Source organism: Arcanobacterium ihumii, from assembly GCF_900604515.1.
Taxonomy (GTDB): Bacteria; Actinomycetota; Actinomycetes; order Actinomycetales; family Actinomycetaceae; genus Arcanobacterium_A; species Arcanobacterium_A ihumii.
The window spans coordinates 381,390-399,661 of sequence record NZ_UWOS01000001.1 but is presented as its reverse complement, the minus strand read 5'-3'; the positions used below and the strand labels follow the sequence as shown (position 1 = coordinate 399,661).

Genomic DNA, 18,272 nt, shown 5'->3' with positions numbered 1-18,272 from the left:
AAGGAACATCCTTTGGCTGCTTCGCGCACCTCTATGCCCACCGTCGTGAACGGCAAACTTGCCGCTGATCGTATCTCGTTCGCTAAACTAACGGAGCCTATGTCGGTTCCGGACCTTCTAAGTCTGCAGACTTCCTCCTATGGATGGCTCACTGGCTCAGACGAATGGCGAGCTGAGCATCCAGGCGAAAAGTCGGGCCTTGAAGAAATTTTTGACGAGATTTCACCGATTGAAAACACTGCTCGTACCATGGGCCTTATTCTTTCGAACCCTCACCTTGAAGATGAAAAAGCTTCGATGGTTGAGTGTAAAGATAAGGACATGACCTACTCGGCAGCACTTTATGTAACTGCTGAATTCCAGAACTACGAAACGGGTGAAATCAAGTCACAGACCACCTTTATTGGTGACTTCCCGCTGATGACCCCGCAAGGTACCTTCATTATTAACGGTACTGAGCGTGTTGTTGTTTCTCAGCTGGTTCGTTCTCCAGGCGTTTATTTTGAGCGTTTGGCGGATAAAACTTCTGATAAGTACATCTACTCCACCAAGGTAATTCCTTCGCGTGGTGCATGGCTTGAGTTTGAAATCGATAAGCGTGATTCGGTTGGCGTTCGTATTGACCGTAAGCGTAAGCAGTCTGTAACTGTGTTCCTCAAGGCTTTGGGTATGAGCGAGTCGGAAATCCGTGAAGAGTTCAAGGACTTCCCAATTCTCATTGACACCCTAGAAAAGGACACCGTCAAGACCCAAGAAGAAGCCCTTCAGGATCTTTACCGCAAGCTCCGCCCAGGTGAACCACCGACGGCAGAAGCGGGACGTAACCTCCTTCGCAACTTCTACTTCAACGATAAGCGCTACGATCTTGCAAAGGTTGGCCGTTACAAGGTCAACAAGAAGCTCGGTCTTGACATCGAGTCTTCGAAGCGTCAGCTCTCGATCACCGACGTAACCGCAACTCTTCGTTACTTGCTTGCACTTCACGCAGGCGAAACAGAAGTTGTTTCGGCTGAAGGCGGTCGTAGCGTCGTTGTTGAAACCGATGACATCGACCACTTTGGCAACCGTCGCATTCGCGCTGTTGGTGAGCTTATCCAGAATCAGGTACGTACCGGACTTTCCCGCCTCGACCGTATGGTTCGTGAGCGTATGACGACGCAGGAAGCTGAAGCGATTACGCCGTCGTCCTTGATCAATATTCGTCCAATCGTCGCAGCGATCAAGGAGTTCTTCGGAACCTCTCAGCTCTCGCAGTTCATGGATCAGAATAACCCACTTGCTGGTTTGACTCACAAGCGCCGTCTCTCAGCACTTGGTCCTGGCGGTCTTTCGCGTGACCGTGCGTCGATGGAAGTTCGAGACGTTCACCCTTCGCACTACGGTCGTATGTGTCCAATCGAAACTCCTGAAGGACCAAACATTGGTCTTATTGGCTCACTCGCTTCCTTTGGTCGCGTAAACGCATTCGGTTTCATCGAGACGCCGTACCGTAAGGTGGTTGATGGCCGCGTTACTGACGAAATCGAGTACCTCGATGCCGCTGACGAAGATCGTTACGCAGTGGCACAGGCTTCTGCTGAACTTAACGAAGATGGTTCGTTCAAGGAACAAGAAGTCCTCGTTCGCCTTCCTGGTGGAGAGCCTGCGCTTGTTCACCCAGACGAAGTTGGATACATGGACGTTTCTGCGCGTCAGATGTGTTCCGTTGGTACTGCAATGATTCCGTTCCTTGAGCACGACGACGCTAACCGAGCACTTATGGGTGCTAACATGCAGCGTCAGGCTGTGCCACTTATTCGTCCGGTTGCTCCGCTTGTTGGAACCGGTATGGAAATCCGTGCAGCTGTTGATGCGGGAGATGTTACCGTTGCATTTGCTCCTGGCGTTGTTACCGAAGTTTCGGCAGATGCTGTTTACGTGGAGGAAGACGACGGCAACCACCGTATGTACAAGCTCGCTAAGTTCGAGCGTTCCAACCCAGGTAACTGCACCAACCAGCGCGTCGCCGTTTCTGAAGGTGATCGTTTGGAGAAGGGTTCGCTTATCGCAGACGGTCCAGCGACTGACGGTGGAGAACTAGCTCTTGGGCAGAACCTCTTGGTTGCTTTCATGGCATGGAACGGCTACAACTACGAGGACGCTATCATCCTTTCGCAGCGTTGCCAGGCTGAGGATCTCTTGACTTCGATTCACATTGAAGAACATGAGGTTGATGCTCGCGACACTAAGCTCGGACCAGAAGAAATTACCCGCGATATTCCAAATGTTTCTGAGGAAATGCTTTCGCACCTCGACGAGCGTGGAATCATCCGTATTGGTGCTGAAGTTTCGGCAGGTGACATCCTAGTTGGAAAGATCACCCCTAAGGGTGAAACCGAGCTTACTTCCGAAGAGCGCCTGCTTCGTGCAATCTTTGGTGAAAAGGCAAAGGAAGTTCGCGACACCTCACTTCGCGTTCCTCATGGTGAGTCCGGAATCGTCATTGGAGTGAAGGAATTCTCGTCTGAGAACCACGATGAACTTGCAGCCGATGTTCGCCAAACTGTTCGTGTTCATATTGCGCAGCGTCGCAAGATCACAATTGGTGACAAAATGGCGGGCCGCCACGGAAACAAGGGTGTTATCTCCCGTATTCTTCCACTCGAAGACATGCCGTTTATGGAAGACGGAACTCCGGTAGATATTGTTTTGAATCCACTTGGTGTTCCTTCTCGTATGAACCTTGGACAGGTATTCGAACTTCACCTTGGCTGGATTGCAGCACAAGGTTGGGATGCTTCCGAAGCACGCAAGAACGGTGAAGAGTGGGCATTGCGCCTTCCTGAATCCGCTGTGAAGACTGAAGGTCGCCAAACCGTGGCAACCCCTGTGTTCGACGGTGTGCTTTCCGACGAGCTCAAGGGTCTGTTGGGCAATACTTTGCCAAATCGTGACGGCGACCGCATGGTTAATGAGACTGGTAAGGCACGTCTGTTCGACGGTCGAACCGGTGAACCATTCCCAGAGCCTGTTTCGGTTGGTTACATGTACATGCTCAAGCTTCACCACTTGGTTGATGATAAGATCCACGCTCGTTCGACTGGACCATACTCAATGGTCACCCAGCAGCCACTCGGTGGAAAAGCTCAGTTCGGTGGACAGCGCTTTGGAGAAATGGAAGTTTGGGCACTGGAAGCATACGGTGCCGCACACACACTTCAAGAAATGTTGACGATTAAGTCTGACGATACCGTTGGTCGTGTCAAGGTTTATGAAGCAATCGTTAAGGGAGACAACGTTCCTGAGCCGGGTCTTCCGGAATCATTCAAGGTTCTTGTTCAAGAAATGCGCTCGCTTTGCTTGAACGTAGAAGCCCTTGATTCTGTGGGTAATGCTATTAACCTTCAGGATTCCGACGACGACGCCTTCCGTGCACCGCAATCTGCTGGTGTTCAGACTGGCCTCGAAGACCTTCAGACAGGCGCTGACTTCTAGTTAGCTCTCGACGGTGGGGTAGGTGGCGAAACGCCTGCCGCCTAGCCCACCGATTGAAATAAAAGAATTTACCCGGCGTAAAATACTTCGGAAGTAGGAATCTTGCTCGACGTTAATCTCTTCGATCAGCTCCACATATCGCTGGCCACGTCCGACGATATCCGTTCATGGTCACACGGCACAGTTACCAAGCCTGAAACCATCAACTACCGTACTCTTAAGCCAGAAAAGGATGGCCTTTTCGGTGAACAGATTTTCGGTCCTACCCGTGACTGGGAATGTGCTTGTGGAAAGTACAAGCGCCCACGTTACAAGGGCATTGTTTGTGAGCGTTGTGGCGTAGAAGTCACGCGTTCAAAGGTACGTCGCGAGCGTATGGGTCATATTGAGCTCGCTGCACCTGTTACCCACATTTGGTACTTCAAAGGTGTTCCATCGCGCCTCGGTTACCTTCTTGATATTGCTCCAAAGGATCTTGAAAAGGTCATTTACTTTGCAGCTTACATGGTTACCAGTGTTGATGAAGACCGCCGCCACCAGGATCTTGCGACCCTGACTGGTGAATATGAACTTGAGCGCGCAAACCTGGAAAAGGAACGCGATGCTGAGGTTGAAAAGGCTCTTCGCGCGGAAGAAGATGCGTTGAAAGATGCGGAGAAGTCCGACGTCGATTCAGCAACTCGCGCCAAGATTAAGCGTTCCTCGGAGGCAGATACTCGCCGCATCCGTCGTCAGTACGAGCAGGATCTCGAACGCCTTGATGAAGTTTGGGACAAGTTCCTCAAGCTCAAGGTCGGAGATCTTGAAGGTGACGAAGACGCATATCGTGAGATGGAAACTCGTTGGGGTGATTACTTCGAGGCTTTCCGTGGTGCAGAAGCGATTCAGCGCCGTCTTCGTGACTTCGATCTTCAAGCAGAGCACGATGCATTGGTTGAACAGATCGAAACCGGAACTGCCCAGCGCAAGACCCGTTCTCTCAAGCGTATTAAGGTTGTTAACGCATTCTTGCACTCGGGCACCAAGCCAGAAGCAATGGTTCTCGACGCGCTTCCAGTGATTCCACCGGATCTACGCCCAATGGTTCAGCTCGACGGTGGACGCTTTGCGACTTCCGATTTGAACGATCTTTACCGACGCGTTATTAACCGTAATAACCGCCTCAAGCGCATGATTGATCTCAATGCGCCTGAGATCATGATTAACAACGAAAAGCGCATGCTCCAAGAAGCTGTGGATTCGCTCTTCGATAACGGTCGCCGTGGTCGCCCAGTCCAAGGTGCAGGAAACCGTCCATTGAAGTCGATTTCCGACATGCTCAAGGGTAAGCAGGGACGCTTCCGTCAGAACTTGCTGGGTAAGCGTGTTGACTACTCAGGTCGTTCGGTTATCGTCGTCGGCCCTACCTTGAAGCTTCATCAGTGTGGTCTTCCGAAGACGATGGCACTTGAGCTCTTCAAGCCGTTTGTCCAGAAGCGTCTTGTTGACCTTGAGCTCGCTAAGAACATCAAGGCTGCAAAACGCCTTATTGAGCGCCAACGTGACGAAGTCTTCGACGTTCTCGAAGAGGTCATCAAGGAGCACCCGGTCCTCCTTAACCGTGCACCTACTCTTCACCGCTTAGGTATTCAGGCGTTCGAGCCGCAGCTCATCGAAGGTAAGGCCATTCGCCTCCACCCACTCGTATGTTCGGCATTCAATGCTGACTTCGACGGCGATCAGATGGCTGTACATCTTCCACTTTCGGTGGAAGCACAGGCAGAAGCACGCATCTTGATGCTTTCGGCTAACAACATTTTGAAGCCATCGGACGGACGCCCAGTCACGGTTCCTTCACAGGACATGATTATTGGTCTTTACCACCTTACGATGATTCGTGAAGGCGGAAGGGGCGAGGGACGTTACTTCTCCTCGATGTCTGAAGCGCAGATGGCGTTTGACCTTGGCGAATTGGACCTTAACGCAATGGTTCACATCCGCTTCGGTGCAGAAGATCTTGTTCTTCCACGCGATTGGGAAGCTCCAAAGAACTACGAAGAGGGCGACGCTATTTTGCTCGAAACGACTTTGGGTCGTTCGATCTTTAATAACGCACTCCCAACTCAGTTCCCGTTTGTGAACAAGGTAGTGGATAAGAAGGTTCTTGGCGCAATCGTTAACGAACTCGCCGAGCGTTACCCGAAGGTCGACGTCGGTGCTTCTCTCGATGCGCTAAAGGAAACCGGATTCTACTGGGGTGGACGCTCCGGTGTTACCATCGCAGTTTCCGATGTTAAGACCCCAGCGAACAAGGCGGAAATCCTTGAGGCTGCGGAAAAGCAAGCTGCGAAGATTGAGCAGGACTTCCAGGAAGGAAACATTCGCGATGAGGATCGTCGTAAGGACCTCGTTGCATTGTGGACTGAAGTAACCGACAAGGTTGCCGACGAAATGCGTGATCAGTTCGATTACTGGAATAACATCAACCAGATGGTTTCCTCCGGTGCTCGTGGTAACTGGATGCAGATTCGCCAGGTTGCTGGTATGCGTGGTCTTGTTGCGGATCCAAATGGTGAAATTATTCCACGTCCAATTAAGTCCAACTACCGCGAAGGTCTCTCGGCTCTCGAATACTTCACTGCAACCCACGGTGCACGTAAGGGACTTGCTGACACGGCTCTTCGTACCGCCGACTCGGGTTACCTGACCCGTCGTCTCGTTGACGTTGCACAAGACGTCATCGTTCGCGAAGCAGATTGTGGTACCTCGCGTGGTTTGACGAAGCAAATCATCGTCACTGATGCAGATGGTAATGAGGTTCGCTCCGAAGATATTGATACCTCGGTATACGCACGCACCCTCGCAAAGGATGCGGTGGATGCTGACGGAAACGTCGTCGTCGAAGCTGGTACGGACATCGGCGACGTCGCTCTCGAGAAGCTGATTGACGCAGGCATCAAGGAAATTTCGGTTCGCTCCGTTCTTACTTGTAACTCCCGTGTTGGCACCTGTGCAGCTTGTTACGGTCGTTCGCTTGCAACCGGAAAGCTCGTTGATATCGGTGAAGCAGTTGGTATTGTTTCGGCTCAGTCGATTGGCGAACCGGGAACCCAGCTTACGATGCGTACCTTCCACACGGGTGGTGCGGCGTCGGCAGAAGACATCACTCAGGGTCTTCCACGTGTTCAGGAACTTTTCGAAGCACGTACTCCTAAGGGTGAAGCTCCTCTTGCTGAGGCAGCAGGACGCCTTGAGATCGAGGACATGGAGCGTTCACGCCGCCTCATCATCAAGCGCGACGATGGTGACGAAGACCTCGTATACCTTGTTGGAAAGCGTGCGAAGCTTCTCGTTCCAGAGAATGCACACGTAACTGTTGGTCAGCAGTTGGTCGAAGGTTCAGTTGATCCTAAGAAGGTCCTCCGTATTACCGGACGCCGTCAGGCTCAGCTTCACCTTGTATCCGAAGTTCAGAACGTTTACCGTTCACAGGGTGTAGAAATCCACGATAAGCACATCGAAGTTATCGTTCGTCAGATGCTTCGTCGCGTGACTGTCCTTGAAGCAGGCGATACCACATTGCTCCCAGGTGAGCTCGTGGATGTTGCAGTCTTCGAAGATGCGAACCGCGCAACGCTTGCTGAGGGTGGAAAACCCGCATCGGGTCGACCAGAACTCATGGGTATTACAAAGGCGTCGCTTGCTACGGATTCGTGGCTCTCGGCTGCTTCGTTCCAGGAGACCACTAAGGTCCTTACTGAAGCTGCGCTAAACTCGAAGTCTGATCCACTTGCTGGACTCAAGGAAAACGTCATCCTCGGTAAGCTGATCCCAGCTGGTACCGGGCTTGAGCAGTTGCGTGGTATGAAGGCCGAGCCAACTCCAGCGGCTCGCAGTGAATACGAGCAGCTCAACAACATAATTAGCCGTGATCTCGATTCATTCGATGATATCTACGGCTATGGCGGATTTGAAGACTACGATACTTCCATCGGCTATGGCTACGGCTTACAATTCTGATGCTTATGATTTAATATCAATCCAGCATTAGTTGCTTAAAGGGAGGTGGGTTTATCACTTAGCGTGATAAACCCACCTCCCTTTTTGATCTTGGTAGCGCGATGCTTCTTTGATGAATCATAGGGTATTTAACATCGCGGAGGTAAATTACTGCTATTGGTAGCAAATCTTGATAAACTCCATCTGTAAACAGCGAAAGCTGCTCAACCTCGGAATAGGAATAATATGAAGAAATTCGCACGTGCTCTCACCGCATTCTTCGCATCGATGCTGCTCGTTTTCGGTCTTGCTGCTTGCGGTTCGCCGGTGAAAGAATCCGCAAAGCTCAGCCAAGAAAAGAACGGTCTCAAGATTGTGATGACCCTCGACGCAGAAGACGATAAGGTTCAGACCTTCAAGCAGGAAACCGTTATCGACACCGCCAAATTTGATGATTCACAGAAGCAAATGATCAAGTCTGCAGTTGAGAAAGCTCAGGCTGAATACAAGAAGGTTAAGGGCGCTGAATACAAGACTTCTGAGGATAAGGGAGTCTTGACTGAGACGATTACTCTTCCTGTTGGAGATAAGGAAACCCTGAAGCAGGCAATTGATGCAAAGCTCGTTCCAGTTCAAGATAAGAAGGTAGATTACCTATCTTTGAAGAAGAGCGTTGAGGAGCTTAAGAAGAACGGCTGGAAAGAAGTTAAGTGATTTAACAATGCTCAGTAGGGGAGTGCAATCAGTACTCGTCTGCTCAGCTTCGCTAAGCTAATTCCAAGTAACGTGGCACTACACACCCGAATGTGTGTAGTGCCACGTTTGCAATTTGTGCTCTGTCTTTGACTGATTTGGCGCTATAACGTTAGTCTTAACGTTGGTGCCCGTTCTAGGGTCCTTCACGTTGCTAAACTAACGTCTCCGCCTTTATGGTTGCAATTAGGGTTGAGAATTCGTTGGATGAAGGGCTTATAGACGTTGGAAGAGGAACGGTGTCCTCTTCAACCGCAGGTTCATTCGGACAGGCGGGCAGTTCGACGAAAGAAATAGTTAAACAGGAGAAATAGTGCCAACTATTCAGCAGCTGGTCCGCAAGGGCCGTAGCAGCAAGGTTAGTGCCTCCAATACGCCTGCACTCAAGAAGAGTCCGCAGCGTCGTGGAGTTTGCACCCGCGTCTACACCACTACACCGAAGAAGCCTAACTCGGCGCTTCGTAAGGTTGCCCGTGTTCGTTTGTCCTCCGGTATCGAGGTCACGGCATACATTCCAGGTGAAGGTCACAACCTTCAGGAGCACTCGATCGTTCTCGTTCGCGGTGGTCGTGTGAAGGATCTTCCTGGTGTCCGCTACCACATCGTACGCGGCGCTCTCGACACGCAGGGTGTTAAGAGCCGTTCGCAGGGACGTTCCAAGTACGGTGCGAAGAAGGAGAAGAAGTAATGCCACGTAAGGGCCCAGCGCGCAAGCGTCCACTTATCGCAGATCCAGTTCATGGTTCGACCCTCGTAACACAGCTTATTAACCGCGTGCTTCTTGATGGTAAGAAGTCCACGGCAGAACGCATCGTTTACGGTGCACTTGAAGCAGTTGCAGAGAAGACCGGACAGGATCCAATCGCCGTTCTTAAGCGCGCGATGGACAATATCCGTCCACAACTCGAAGTACGTTCCCGCCGCGTCGGTGGCGCAACGTATCAGGTTCCGGTTGAGGTTAAGCCTGGCCGTGCCAACACTCTCGCTCTCCGCTGGCTCGTTGACTTCTCACGGCAGCGTCGAGAGAACACCATGCTCGAGCGTCTCCAAAATGAAATCATGGATGCCGCTAACGGACTAGGCGCAGCTGTAAAGCGTCGTGAAGACATGCACCGCATGGCTGAATCGAACCGCGCCTTTGCACACTATCGCTGGTAAAAACAAGGCTGCTGTTCAGCAACCTTCGATTAAAGAAGAGAGACCTATATGGCACTTGAAGTGCTTTCTGACCTTAAGAAGGTCCGTAATATTGGAATTATGGCGCACATCGACGCTGGTAAGACCACCGTCACTGAGCGCATTCTGTTCTACACCGGCATCAACTACAAGATCGGCGAAACCCACGATGGTGCTTCAACCACCGACTGGATGGAACAGGAAAAGGAACGCGGCATTACGATTACCTCTGCTGCTGTTACCTCTTTCTGGAAGGGTACGCAGATCAACATCATTGACACCCCTGGACACGTTGACTTTACCGTCGAAGTGGAGCGTTCGCTCCGCGTTCTCGACGGCGCTGTTGCAGTGTTCGACGGTAAGGAAGGTGTAGAACCACAGTCCGAAACCGTTTGGCGTCAGGCAGATAAGTACAACGTTCCACGTATCTGCTTCATCAACAAGATGGACAAGATGGGTGCGGACTTCTACTTCTCAGTACGTACTATCGAAGAGCGTCTACATGCAACTCCGCTTGTTATGCAGCTCCCAATTGGTGCAGAATCCACGCTTTCGGGTGTTATCGACCTTCTGACCATGAAGGCGATCCGCTTCCCTGGCGAAGACGACAAGGGTAACAAGACCCACGGCGCCGTCGTTGTTGAAGAAGAGATCCCAGCAGACATGCTCGAGCAGGCGGAAGAGTACCGTAGCAAGCTTGTTGAGACTGTTGCAGAAACCGACGATGAACTTCTTGAGAAGTTCTTTGGTGGAGAAGAAATTTCCATCGCTGAGCTCAAGAAGGCTATTCGTAAGATGACCATTGCTGGTGATATCTTCCCAGTTTACTGTGGTTCTGCATACAAGAACGTTGGTGTGCAGCCAATGCTCGACGCAGTTGTTGACTTCCTTCCTTCGCCACTCGATATTGAGGCAGTTAAGGGTGTTGATCCTTCGGACGAAGAAAAGCATCTTACCCGTGAAGCAGACGAAAACGAACCTTTCTCTGCTCTCGCATTCAAGATTGCAGTTCACCCATTCTTTGGTCGTCTTACCTATATCCGCGTTTACTCTGGCAAGATCGAATCCGGTTCAGCCACGCTGAACGCAACCAAGGGCAAGAAGGAGCGCATTGGAAAGATCTTCCAGATGCACTCGAACAAAGAAAACCCAGTCGAAGTTGCACACGCAGGTCACATTTACGCTGTTGTTGGTTTGAAAGACACCACCACAGGTGATACCTTGTGTGATCCAGCACATGCAATCTCGCTCGAATCGATGACCTTCCCGGATCCAGTTATTCACGTGGCAATTGAGCCAAAGTCTAAGGGAGACCAGGAGAAGCTCGGTATCGCTATCCAGAAGCTTGCTGAAGAAGATCCAACCTTCTCGGTTAAGCTAGATAACGAGACCGGTCAGACTGTTATCGGTGGTATGGGTGAACTTCACCTTGATATCCTCGTTGATCGTATGCGTCGCGAATTCAAGGTAGAAGCAAACGTTGGTGCTCCAATGGTTGCTTACCGTGAAACCATTCGCGCTAAGGCCGAGAAGATCGAGTACACCCACAAGAAGCAGACAGGCGGTTCTGGTCAGTTTGCAAAGGTACTCGTTACTTTCGAGCCACTCGAAGAAAACGAAGAGGGTACTACTTACGAGTTTGTTGACGCCGTAACTGGTGGCCGTGTTCCACGTGAGTACATTCCTTCCGTTGATGCCGGTATTCAGGCGGCTATGGAGAACGGTGTTCTTGCTGGATTCCCGATGGTTGGCGTTAAGGCAACCCTCGAAGACGGCGCTTACCACGACGTTGACTCCTCCGAAATGGCGTTCAAGATTGCTGGTCAGATGGTATTCCGTGAAGGTGCAAAGCGCGCCAAGCCGGCTATCCTCGAGCCAGTTATGGACGTGGAGGTCCGTACTCCTGAAGAGTACATGGGCGACGTCATCGGCGATCTGAACTCCCGCCGTGGACAGATTGCCTCGATGGAGGACGCTACCGGTGTAAAGATCGTGCGTGCTCATGTTCCGCTTTCCGAAATGTTCGGTTACGTTGGCGATTTGCGTTCAAAGACGCAGGGTCGCGCAGTGTACACCATGCAGTTCGCGAAGTACCAAGAGGTTCCGAAGGCTGTTGCCGACGAAATCATTCAGAAGACCCGTGGCGAGTGAGCCAACAGGTTAAATTTACAAGATTACATTTAAACCAGTAGGATTCATTTAGCCATGGATTTGTGCGCGAGCACTAAATTCAAGAAGCTGAAAGACACTACCCTAGTCCCAGGAGGGCACAAGTGGCCAAGGCCAAGTACGATAAGTCCAAGCCGCATATGAACATCGGCACCATCGGTCACGTCGACCATGGTAAGACAACCCTTACCGCAGCTATCACCAAGGTACTTGCTGACAAGTACCCAGAGTTGAACGAGTTCACCCCGTTCGACCAGGTTGATAATGCTCCAGAAGAGCGTCAGCGTGGTATTACGATTAACGTTTCCCACGTTGAGTACCAGACCGAAAAGCGTCACTACGCACACGTTGACGCTCCAGGCCACGCCGATTACATCAAGAACATGATTACCGGCGCAGCTCAGATGGACGGTGCAATCCTCGTGGTTGCAGCTACCGACGGTCCAATGGCTCAGACTCGCGAGCACGTTCTTCTTGCTCGTCAGGTTGGTGTTCCAAACCTCATTGTTGCACTTAACAAGTCCGACATGGTTGATGACGAAGAAATCCTCGAGCTCGTTGAGATGGAAGTTCGCGACCTTCTCTCCTCGCAGGAATTTGACGGCGACAACGCTCCAGTAGTTCAGGTTTCCGCACTCAAGGCTCTTGAGGGCGATGCCAAGTGGGTTGCTTCCGTTGAAGAGCTCATGGACCAGGTTGATGAGTACTTCCCAGATCCAGTTCGCGATCTTGAGAAGCCATTCCTCATGCCGATCGAAGACGTTTTCACCATCACTGGTCGTGGAACCGTTGTTACCGGTCGTGTTGAGCGCGGTATGCTCAACCTCAACGAGGAAATTGAAATCCTCGGTATCCGTGCACCACAGAAGACCACCGTTACCGGTATCGAAATGTTCCATAAGTCAATGGATCACGCAGACGCTGGCGAAAACTGTGGACTTCTTCTTCGCGGTACCAAGCGTGATGAAGTTGAGCGTGGACAGGTTATTGCTAAGCCAGGTTCGATCACCCCTCACACGGAGTTCGAAGCTCAGGTTTACGTTCTGAAGAAGGAAGAAGGAGGACGCCACAACCCATTCTTCTCGAACTACCGCCCACAGTTCTACTTCCGTACCACTGACGTCACCGGCGTCATCACCCTTCCAGAAGGCACCGAAATGGTTATGCCTGGCGATAACACTGAGATGGTTGTTGAACTCATCCAGCCAATCGCTATGGAAGAGGGCCTCGGCTTCGCAATCCGCGAAGGCGGACACACTGTTGGTTCAGGCCGTGTTATCAAGATCATCAAGTGATGAACTGATTTAGATAACTCTCTTCGGTGGGCTTCGTACTTAGGTACGGGGCCCACCGTTGTTTTGTTTAATGTGAATTCGGTATAGAGTCCGTCACAAAAGTGGAAGCGGGCAATGAATGTAGATACACTCGCATGAGTGTCCAAAATACAACCTTGTTTTCTATTGAACTCAGGGGTGGAGTTTCAAGTGTGGTGTGCCACCAAACTGCGAAGAAACTTGCTGGACTAAGTTTATATTTGGCATACTAATTAAGTTGCTCGGAATTAGCCGAGTTATGAACTTGGCCGAAGATGCAATCGCTCTTCGGTACATTAAGAGGTTCACCAAAACTGCATAGGGCTTGACGTTGTACTTTTCGCGCGACACGCCCGACTGCGGGTTTCGGTGTCACCGCGGTAGAGAGAGGGAGACGACGCCATGGCGGGACAAAAGATCCGCATCCGTCTGAAGTCTTATGACCATGAGGTCATCGACAGTGCAGCGAAAAAGCTCGTCGACGAAGTTACCCGTACTGGAGCGTCGGTTGTGGGACCGGTGCCGTTGCCGACTGAGAAAAACGTTTTCACAGTCATTCGCTCGCCCCACAAATACAAGGACAGTCGTGAACAGTTCGAAATGCGTACGCATAAGCGACTGATCGACATCGTTGATCCGACCCTGAAGACAATTGACACCCTGCGTCGTCTGGATCTGCCAGCTGACGTCAGCGTCGAGATCAAGCTCTGAGGTAACGCATTATGGTAAAGAACATCCAGGCAGCTGTAGCAAAGCCAGTTAAGGCTCTGCTCGGCACCAAACTCGGCATGACGCAGGTTTGGGATGAGGAAGCTAACCTTGTTCCTGTCACCGTTGTGCGAGTTGGAAAGAACGTAGTCACTCAGGTACGTACATCTGAAGTTGACGGTTATGAAGCAGTTCAGATCGCTTCTGGCGAGCTGAAAGCAAAGAACGTGACGAAACCACTTCAAGGTCACTTCGACAAGGCAGGCGTTGAGCCTCGTCGTCACGTCGCAGAAATTCGTACGTCTGACGCAGGGGAATACAACCTCGGTCAAGAACTCGGTGTGGACACTTTTGAAGCAGGCCAAACCATTGACGTTATTGGTAAGTCAAAGGGTAAGGGCTTTGCTGGAGTTATGAAGCGCCACGGTTTTGCCGGCGTTTCTGCTTCCCACGGTGCCCACCGTAATCACCGTAAACCAGGTTCGATCGGTGCTTGTGCAACACCTTCACGCGTATTCCGTGGAATGCGTATGGCAGGTCGCATGGGTAACGCCCGCGTCACCGTACAGAATCTGACCATTCACGCAATTGACGCTGAGAACAATCTCATTCTTGTTAAGGGAGCAATCCCAGGTAACAAGGGTGGCGTCGTCGTGATCCGCACTGCCGTGAAGGGAGCCTGATTTTAATGGCAGACTTCAAGGTTGACGTCCTCGATTACGCGGGGGAGAAAGCTGGAACGGCTACTCTTCCTGCAGCACTATTCGACGTAGACGCAAACATTCCACTTATCCACCAGGTTGTTGTTGCTCAGCTTGCTGCTGCTCGTCAGGGCACTCACAAGACCAAGACCCGCGGTGAAGTACGCGGTGGTGGTATTAAGCCTTTCAAGCAGAAGGGTACTGGTCGTGCTCGTCAGGGTTCGATCCGCGCTCCACACTTCACCGGCGGTGGCATCGTACACGGTCCACAGCCACGTGATTACTCACAGCGCACCCCTAAGAAGATGATCGCAGCTGCACTTCGTCAGTCACTTTCTGACCGTGCACGCAATGGTCGTGTTCATGTTGTAAAGGGCTTTGTTGACGCTGAGACACCTTCGACCAAGGCAGCTATTAAGCTTCTCGCTAAGGTTAATGAAGGACGTCGTGCGCTCGTAGTACTCGGACGTGACGAGGACGTAAATGTTCTTTCGCTTCGTAACGTTCCTGAAGTTCACAGCATTTATGGTGACCAGTTGAACTCGTATGATGTTCTCGTCGCTGATGATGTGATTTTCACTGAGGCCGCACTCGAAGCTTGGGTCGGCGCAAACTCTAAGGAGGAGACGAAGTGACTGAATCATACGCAGCTTTCAAGAACAAGGATCCGCGAGACATCATTCTTGCGCCAGTAGCTTCTGAAAAAGCCACTCGTCTTGAAGATGAAGGTAAGTACACATTCTTCGTGCATCCAAGCGCCAACAAGACGGAAATCAAGCTCGCTATCGAGAAAATTTTCAACGTCAAGGTTGACTCGGTAAACACGATCAATCGTGCAGGTAAGACCCGCCGGACTCGTGATGGTCTTGGACGCCGTAAGGCAACCAAGCGCGCTATCGTTACCCTCCGCGAGGGCACAATCGACATCTACGGCGAGATCGTCGGCTGAAGCCGGCGAGGATATTGAGGATTAGAACTCATGGGAATTCGTAAGTACAAGCCGACGACTCCGGGTCGTCGCGGTGCGAGCGTTGCCGACTTCGTCGAGATCACTCGGTCTACGCCTGAGAAGTCGCTTCTTCGCCCACTACACAAAACTGGTGGCCGTAACAACAATGGTCGCATTACCACCCGTCACAAGGGTGGCGGACACAAGCGCCAGTACCGCGTGATCGACTTCCGTCGTCACGACAAGGACGGTATCCAGGCACGTGTCGCACATATTGAATACGATCCAAACCGTACCGCTCGTATCGCACTGCTCCACTACGTGGACGGCGAGAAGCGCTACATCTTGGCTCCGGAAAATCTGAAGCAAGGCATGATGGTTGAGAACGGTCCTTCGGCCGACATCAAACCAGGCAACAACCTTCCACTGCGTAACATTCCAGTTGGTACCGTTGTTCACGCTGTTGAGCTTCGTCCGGGTGGCGGCGCGAAGATCGCTCGTTCTGCAGGTACGTCAGTACAGCTCGTTGCTAAAGAAGGTAAGTACGCTCAGTTGCGTATGCCATCTGGAGAAATCCGTAACGTTGATGTACGTTGCCGCGCAACCGTTGGTGAAGTTGGAAATGCTGAGCAGTCCAACATCAACTGGGGTAAGGCAGGACGTATGCGTTGGAAGGGCGTTCGCCCAACCGTCCGCGGTGTCGTTATGAACCCTGTAGACCACCCACACGGTGGTGGTGAAGGTAAGACTTCCGGTGGTCGTCACCCAGTCTCACCTTGGGGTCAGAAGGAAGGTCGCACCCGTCATCCTAACAAGCCCAGCGACAAGCTCATTGTGCGCCGTCGCAAGACTGGCAAGAAGCGCTGATCAGGAGGAGATGAGCAATGCCGCGTAGTTTGAAGAAAGGCCCATTCGTAGACGAACACCTCATGAAGAAGGTGGACGCTCAGAACGAAAAGGGTACTAAGAACGTCATCAAGACCTGGTCGCGCCGGTCAATTATCACGCCGGACTTCCTTGGTCATACCTTCGCAGTTCATGACGGACGCAAGCACGTTCCAGTGTTTGTTTCCGAATCCATGGTAGGTCACAAGTTGGGTGAATTCGCTCCAACTCGTACCTTCAAGGGTCATGAGAAGGACGATCGCAAGGGCCGTCGCCGCTGAGGCACGTAGCACGAGAAAGAGATAGGCAAAATTATGGAAGCTAAGGCGCAAGCACGATTTGTGCGCGTCACGCCCCAGAAGTCGCGCCGTGTGGTTAATGAAATCCGCGGAAAGCGTGCACTGGATGCCGTCGACGTGCTGCAGTACGCACCACAGGCTGTCGCTCGCGACGTAAAGAAGATTTTGGAATCCGCAATTGCAAACGCACGTTATAGTGCTGAGCAGGCTGGCGTTCGTTTCGACGAAGCTGACCTCAAGGTTTCCGCTGCTTACGTTGACGAGGGTCCAACCATGAAGCGTATTCAGCCACGAGCACAGGGCCGCGCGAATCGGATCTTAAAGCGCACGAGCCACATTACAGTTGTTGTCAGTGATGGTAAGAACGAGAAGGGAGCCTGATTGTGGGACAGAAAGTAAATCCAACTGGTTTCCGACTCGGTATCACAACTGACCACCGTTCTAAGTGGTTCGCGGATTCAACTAAGAAGGGTCAGCGTTATGCTGACTACTTAGGTGAAGACATCAAGATTCGCCGCCTCATGGAAAAGAACCTTGAGCGTGCGGGTATTTCCCGCGTAAATATCGAGCGCCGCACCGAGCGCGTTGTGGTTGATATCCACACTGCTCGTCCAGGCATCGTCATTGGACGTCGTGGAGCCGAAGCTGATCGTTTGCGTCAGGACCTCGAGAAGCTTACGGGTAAGTCCGTACAGCTCAACATTCTCGAAGTGAAGAACCCTGAAGCAGATGCACAGCTCGTTGCACAGGGAATTGCTGAGCAGCTCTCGTCCCGAGTTTCGTTCCGTCGCGCAATGCGCAAGGGCATGCAGTCCGCGCTTCGCTCCGGAGCGAAGGGTATCCGAATTCAGTGTTCGGGTCGTCTTGGTGGCGCTGAAATGTCGCGTTCCGAGTTCTACCGCGAAGGTCGCGTGCCATTGCACACTCTTCGCGCAAATATTGATTACGGTTTTTACGAGGCTCGTACTACCTTTGGTCGCATTGGCGTGAAGGTGTGGATTTACCGTGGCGACATGACCGAGAAGGAATACTTCCGTTCACTCGCTGAGGCCCCACGTGGTGGTCGCGGTGGACGCAACGAGCGTCGCGGTCGTCGCGGTGAGCGCGCAAACCGTGCACCTCGCAATAACCAGCAGGCCGAGAAAGCTGCAGTAGAAGCAACTGCTGAAGCTCCAGCAACCGAGCCAGCTACTACCCAGGAAACGGAGGCCTGAGTTTCATGCTCATTCCCCGCCGCACAAAGCATCGTAAGCAGCATCGCCCCGATCGCCACGGCATGTCCAAGGGTGGCAACAAGTTGGCTTTTGGTGAGTACGGTATTCAGGCTCTCGAGCCTGCATACGTTACGAACCGTCAAATCGAAGCCGCTCGTATTGCCATGACCCGTCACGTTAAGCGTGGAGGAAAGGTGTGGATTAACATCTTCCCAGACCGCCCATTAACAAAGAAGGCACTTGGTCTTCGTATGGGTTCCGGTAAGGGCCCAGTCGAGACTTGGATTGCAAACGTAAAGCCAGGACGCGTTATGTTCGAATTGGCTGGCGTTCCTGAGGAGCTCGCTCGTGAAGCTATGCTCCGTGCAATGCACAAGCTCCCGATGAAGACTCGTTTCGTAACCCGTGAGGATGGTGAATGATGGCTAAGGGCATCACCACTGAAGAGCTCAATAAGCTTACCGATGGTGAGCTTGCTGAAAAGCTCAAGGAGGCGAAGGAAGAACTGTTCAATCTTCGTTTCTCGGCTGTGACTCACCGTCTTGAGGATTCCGGCCGTCTTAAAGAAGTACGTCGCAACATTGCACGTATCTACACTATTGCCCGTGAGCGTGAGCTCGGAATTCGCACCGCCCCAACGGCTAAGAAGTGAG

17 protein-coding genes are annotated in these 18,272 nt (G+C 51.9%); all 17 read left to right on the top strand.

Annotated elements, in window-relative coordinates:
• Window positions 1-12 precede the first annotated feature (12 nt).
• Window positions 13-3,474: a DNA-directed RNA polymerase subunit beta gene (gene rpoB / locus EIH22_RS01790; RefSeq protein WP_124054111.1), complete on the top strand. Its 3,462-nt coding sequence runs from the start codon at window positions 13-15 to the stop codon at window positions 3,472-3,474.
• Between the two features lie 102 nt (window positions 3,475-3,576).
• Complete coding sequence (locus EIH22_RS01785; RefSeq protein ID WP_124054110.1) at window positions 3,577-7,473, top strand: DNA-directed RNA polymerase subunit beta'; 3,897 nt, start codon at window positions 3,577-3,579, stop codon at window positions 7,471-7,473.
• A 225-nt stretch (window positions 7,474-7,698) separates the two neighbouring features.
• A complete protein-coding gene (locus EIH22_RS01780; protein WP_124054109.1) occupies window positions 7,699-8,166 on the top strand; it encodes a DUF1307 domain-containing protein in 468 nt (155 codons plus the stop codon).
• Between the two features lie 352 nt (window positions 8,167-8,518).
• A complete protein-coding gene (rpsL, locus tag EIH22_RS01775) occupies window positions 8,519-8,893 on the top strand; it encodes a 30S ribosomal protein S12 (RefSeq protein WP_124054108.1) in 375 nt (124 codons plus the stop codon).
• Window positions 8,893-9,363, top strand: coding sequence for a 30S ribosomal protein S7 (gene rpsG / locus EIH22_RS01770; RefSeq protein ID WP_124054107.1), 471 nt, complete (start codon window positions 8,893-8,895; stop codon window positions 9,361-9,363). Before rpsL ends, rpsG begins: the two co-directional genes overlap by 1 nt.
• 48 nt (window positions 9,364-9,411) lie before the next feature.
• Window positions 9,412-11,532: an elongation factor G gene (gene fusA, locus EIH22_RS01765; RefSeq protein WP_124054106.1), complete on the top strand. Its 2,121-nt coding sequence runs from the start codon at window positions 9,412-9,414 to the stop codon at window positions 11,530-11,532.
• Between the two features lie 122 nt (window positions 11,533-11,654).
• Window positions 11,655-12,845 (top strand): elongation factor Tu, encoded by a 1,191-nt coding sequence (gene tuf, locus EIH22_RS01760; RefSeq protein ID WP_124054105.1) that lies wholly within the window; start codon window positions 11,655-11,657, stop codon window positions 12,843-12,845.
• Between the two features lie 420 nt (window positions 12,846-13,265).
• Complete coding sequence (rpsJ, locus tag EIH22_RS01755; protein ID WP_034232511.1) at window positions 13,266-13,574, top strand: 30S ribosomal protein S10; 309 nt, start codon at window positions 13,266-13,268, stop codon at window positions 13,572-13,574.
• Window positions 13,575-13,585: 11 nt separating this feature from the next.
• Window positions 13,586-14,254, top strand: coding sequence for a 50S ribosomal protein L3 (gene rplC, locus EIH22_RS01750; RefSeq protein ID WP_124054104.1), 669 nt, complete (start codon window positions 13,586-13,588; stop codon window positions 14,252-14,254).
• Between the two features lie 5 nt (window positions 14,255-14,259).
• Window positions 14,260-14,907 carry a 50S ribosomal protein L4 gene (rplD, locus tag EIH22_RS01745; protein WP_200829139.1) on the top strand — a complete coding sequence of 216 codons (648 nt, stop codon included), beginning with the start codon at window positions 14,260-14,262 and terminating at the stop codon, window positions 14,905-14,907.
• Window positions 14,904-15,221, top strand: a complete 318-nt coding sequence (gene rplW, locus EIH22_RS01740) for a 50S ribosomal protein L23 (RefSeq protein WP_124054102.1) — start codon at window positions 14,904-14,906, stop codon at window positions 15,219-15,221. The genes rplD and rplW overlap by 4 nt, the downstream gene beginning before the upstream one ends.
• A gap of 30 nt (window positions 15,222-15,251) precedes the next feature.
• Entirely contained in the window at window positions 15,252-16,088 is an 837-nt protein-coding gene (rplB, locus tag EIH22_RS01735) for a 50S ribosomal protein L2 (protein WP_124054101.1), read from the top strand.
• Between the two features lie 17 nt (window positions 16,089-16,105).
• Entirely contained in the window at window positions 16,106-16,387 is a 282-nt protein-coding gene (gene rpsS, locus EIH22_RS01730; RefSeq protein ID WP_124054100.1) for a 30S ribosomal protein S19, read from the top strand.
• 33 nt (window positions 16,388-16,420) lie between these two features.
• Entirely contained in the window at window positions 16,421-16,786 is a 366-nt protein-coding gene (gene rplV, locus EIH22_RS01725) for a 50S ribosomal protein L22 (protein WP_124054099.1), read from the top strand.
• Window positions 16,787-16,788: 2 nt separating this feature from the next.
• Window positions 16,789-17,619, top strand: a complete 831-nt coding sequence (gene rpsC, locus EIH22_RS01720) for a 30S ribosomal protein S3 (protein WP_124054098.1) — start codon at window positions 16,789-16,791, stop codon at window positions 17,617-17,619.
• A 5-nt stretch (window positions 17,620-17,624) separates the two neighbouring features.
• Window positions 17,625-18,041, top strand: coding sequence for a 50S ribosomal protein L16 (gene rplP, locus EIH22_RS01715; protein ID WP_124054097.1), 417 nt, complete (start codon window positions 17,625-17,627; stop codon window positions 18,039-18,041).
• Window positions 18,038-18,271 (top strand): 50S ribosomal protein L29, encoded by a 234-nt coding sequence (gene rpmC, locus EIH22_RS01710; RefSeq protein ID WP_124054096.1) that lies wholly within the window; start codon window positions 18,038-18,040, stop codon window positions 18,269-18,271. The genes rplP and rpmC overlap by 4 nt, the downstream gene beginning before the upstream one ends.
• Window position 18,272 lies beyond the last annotated feature (1 nt).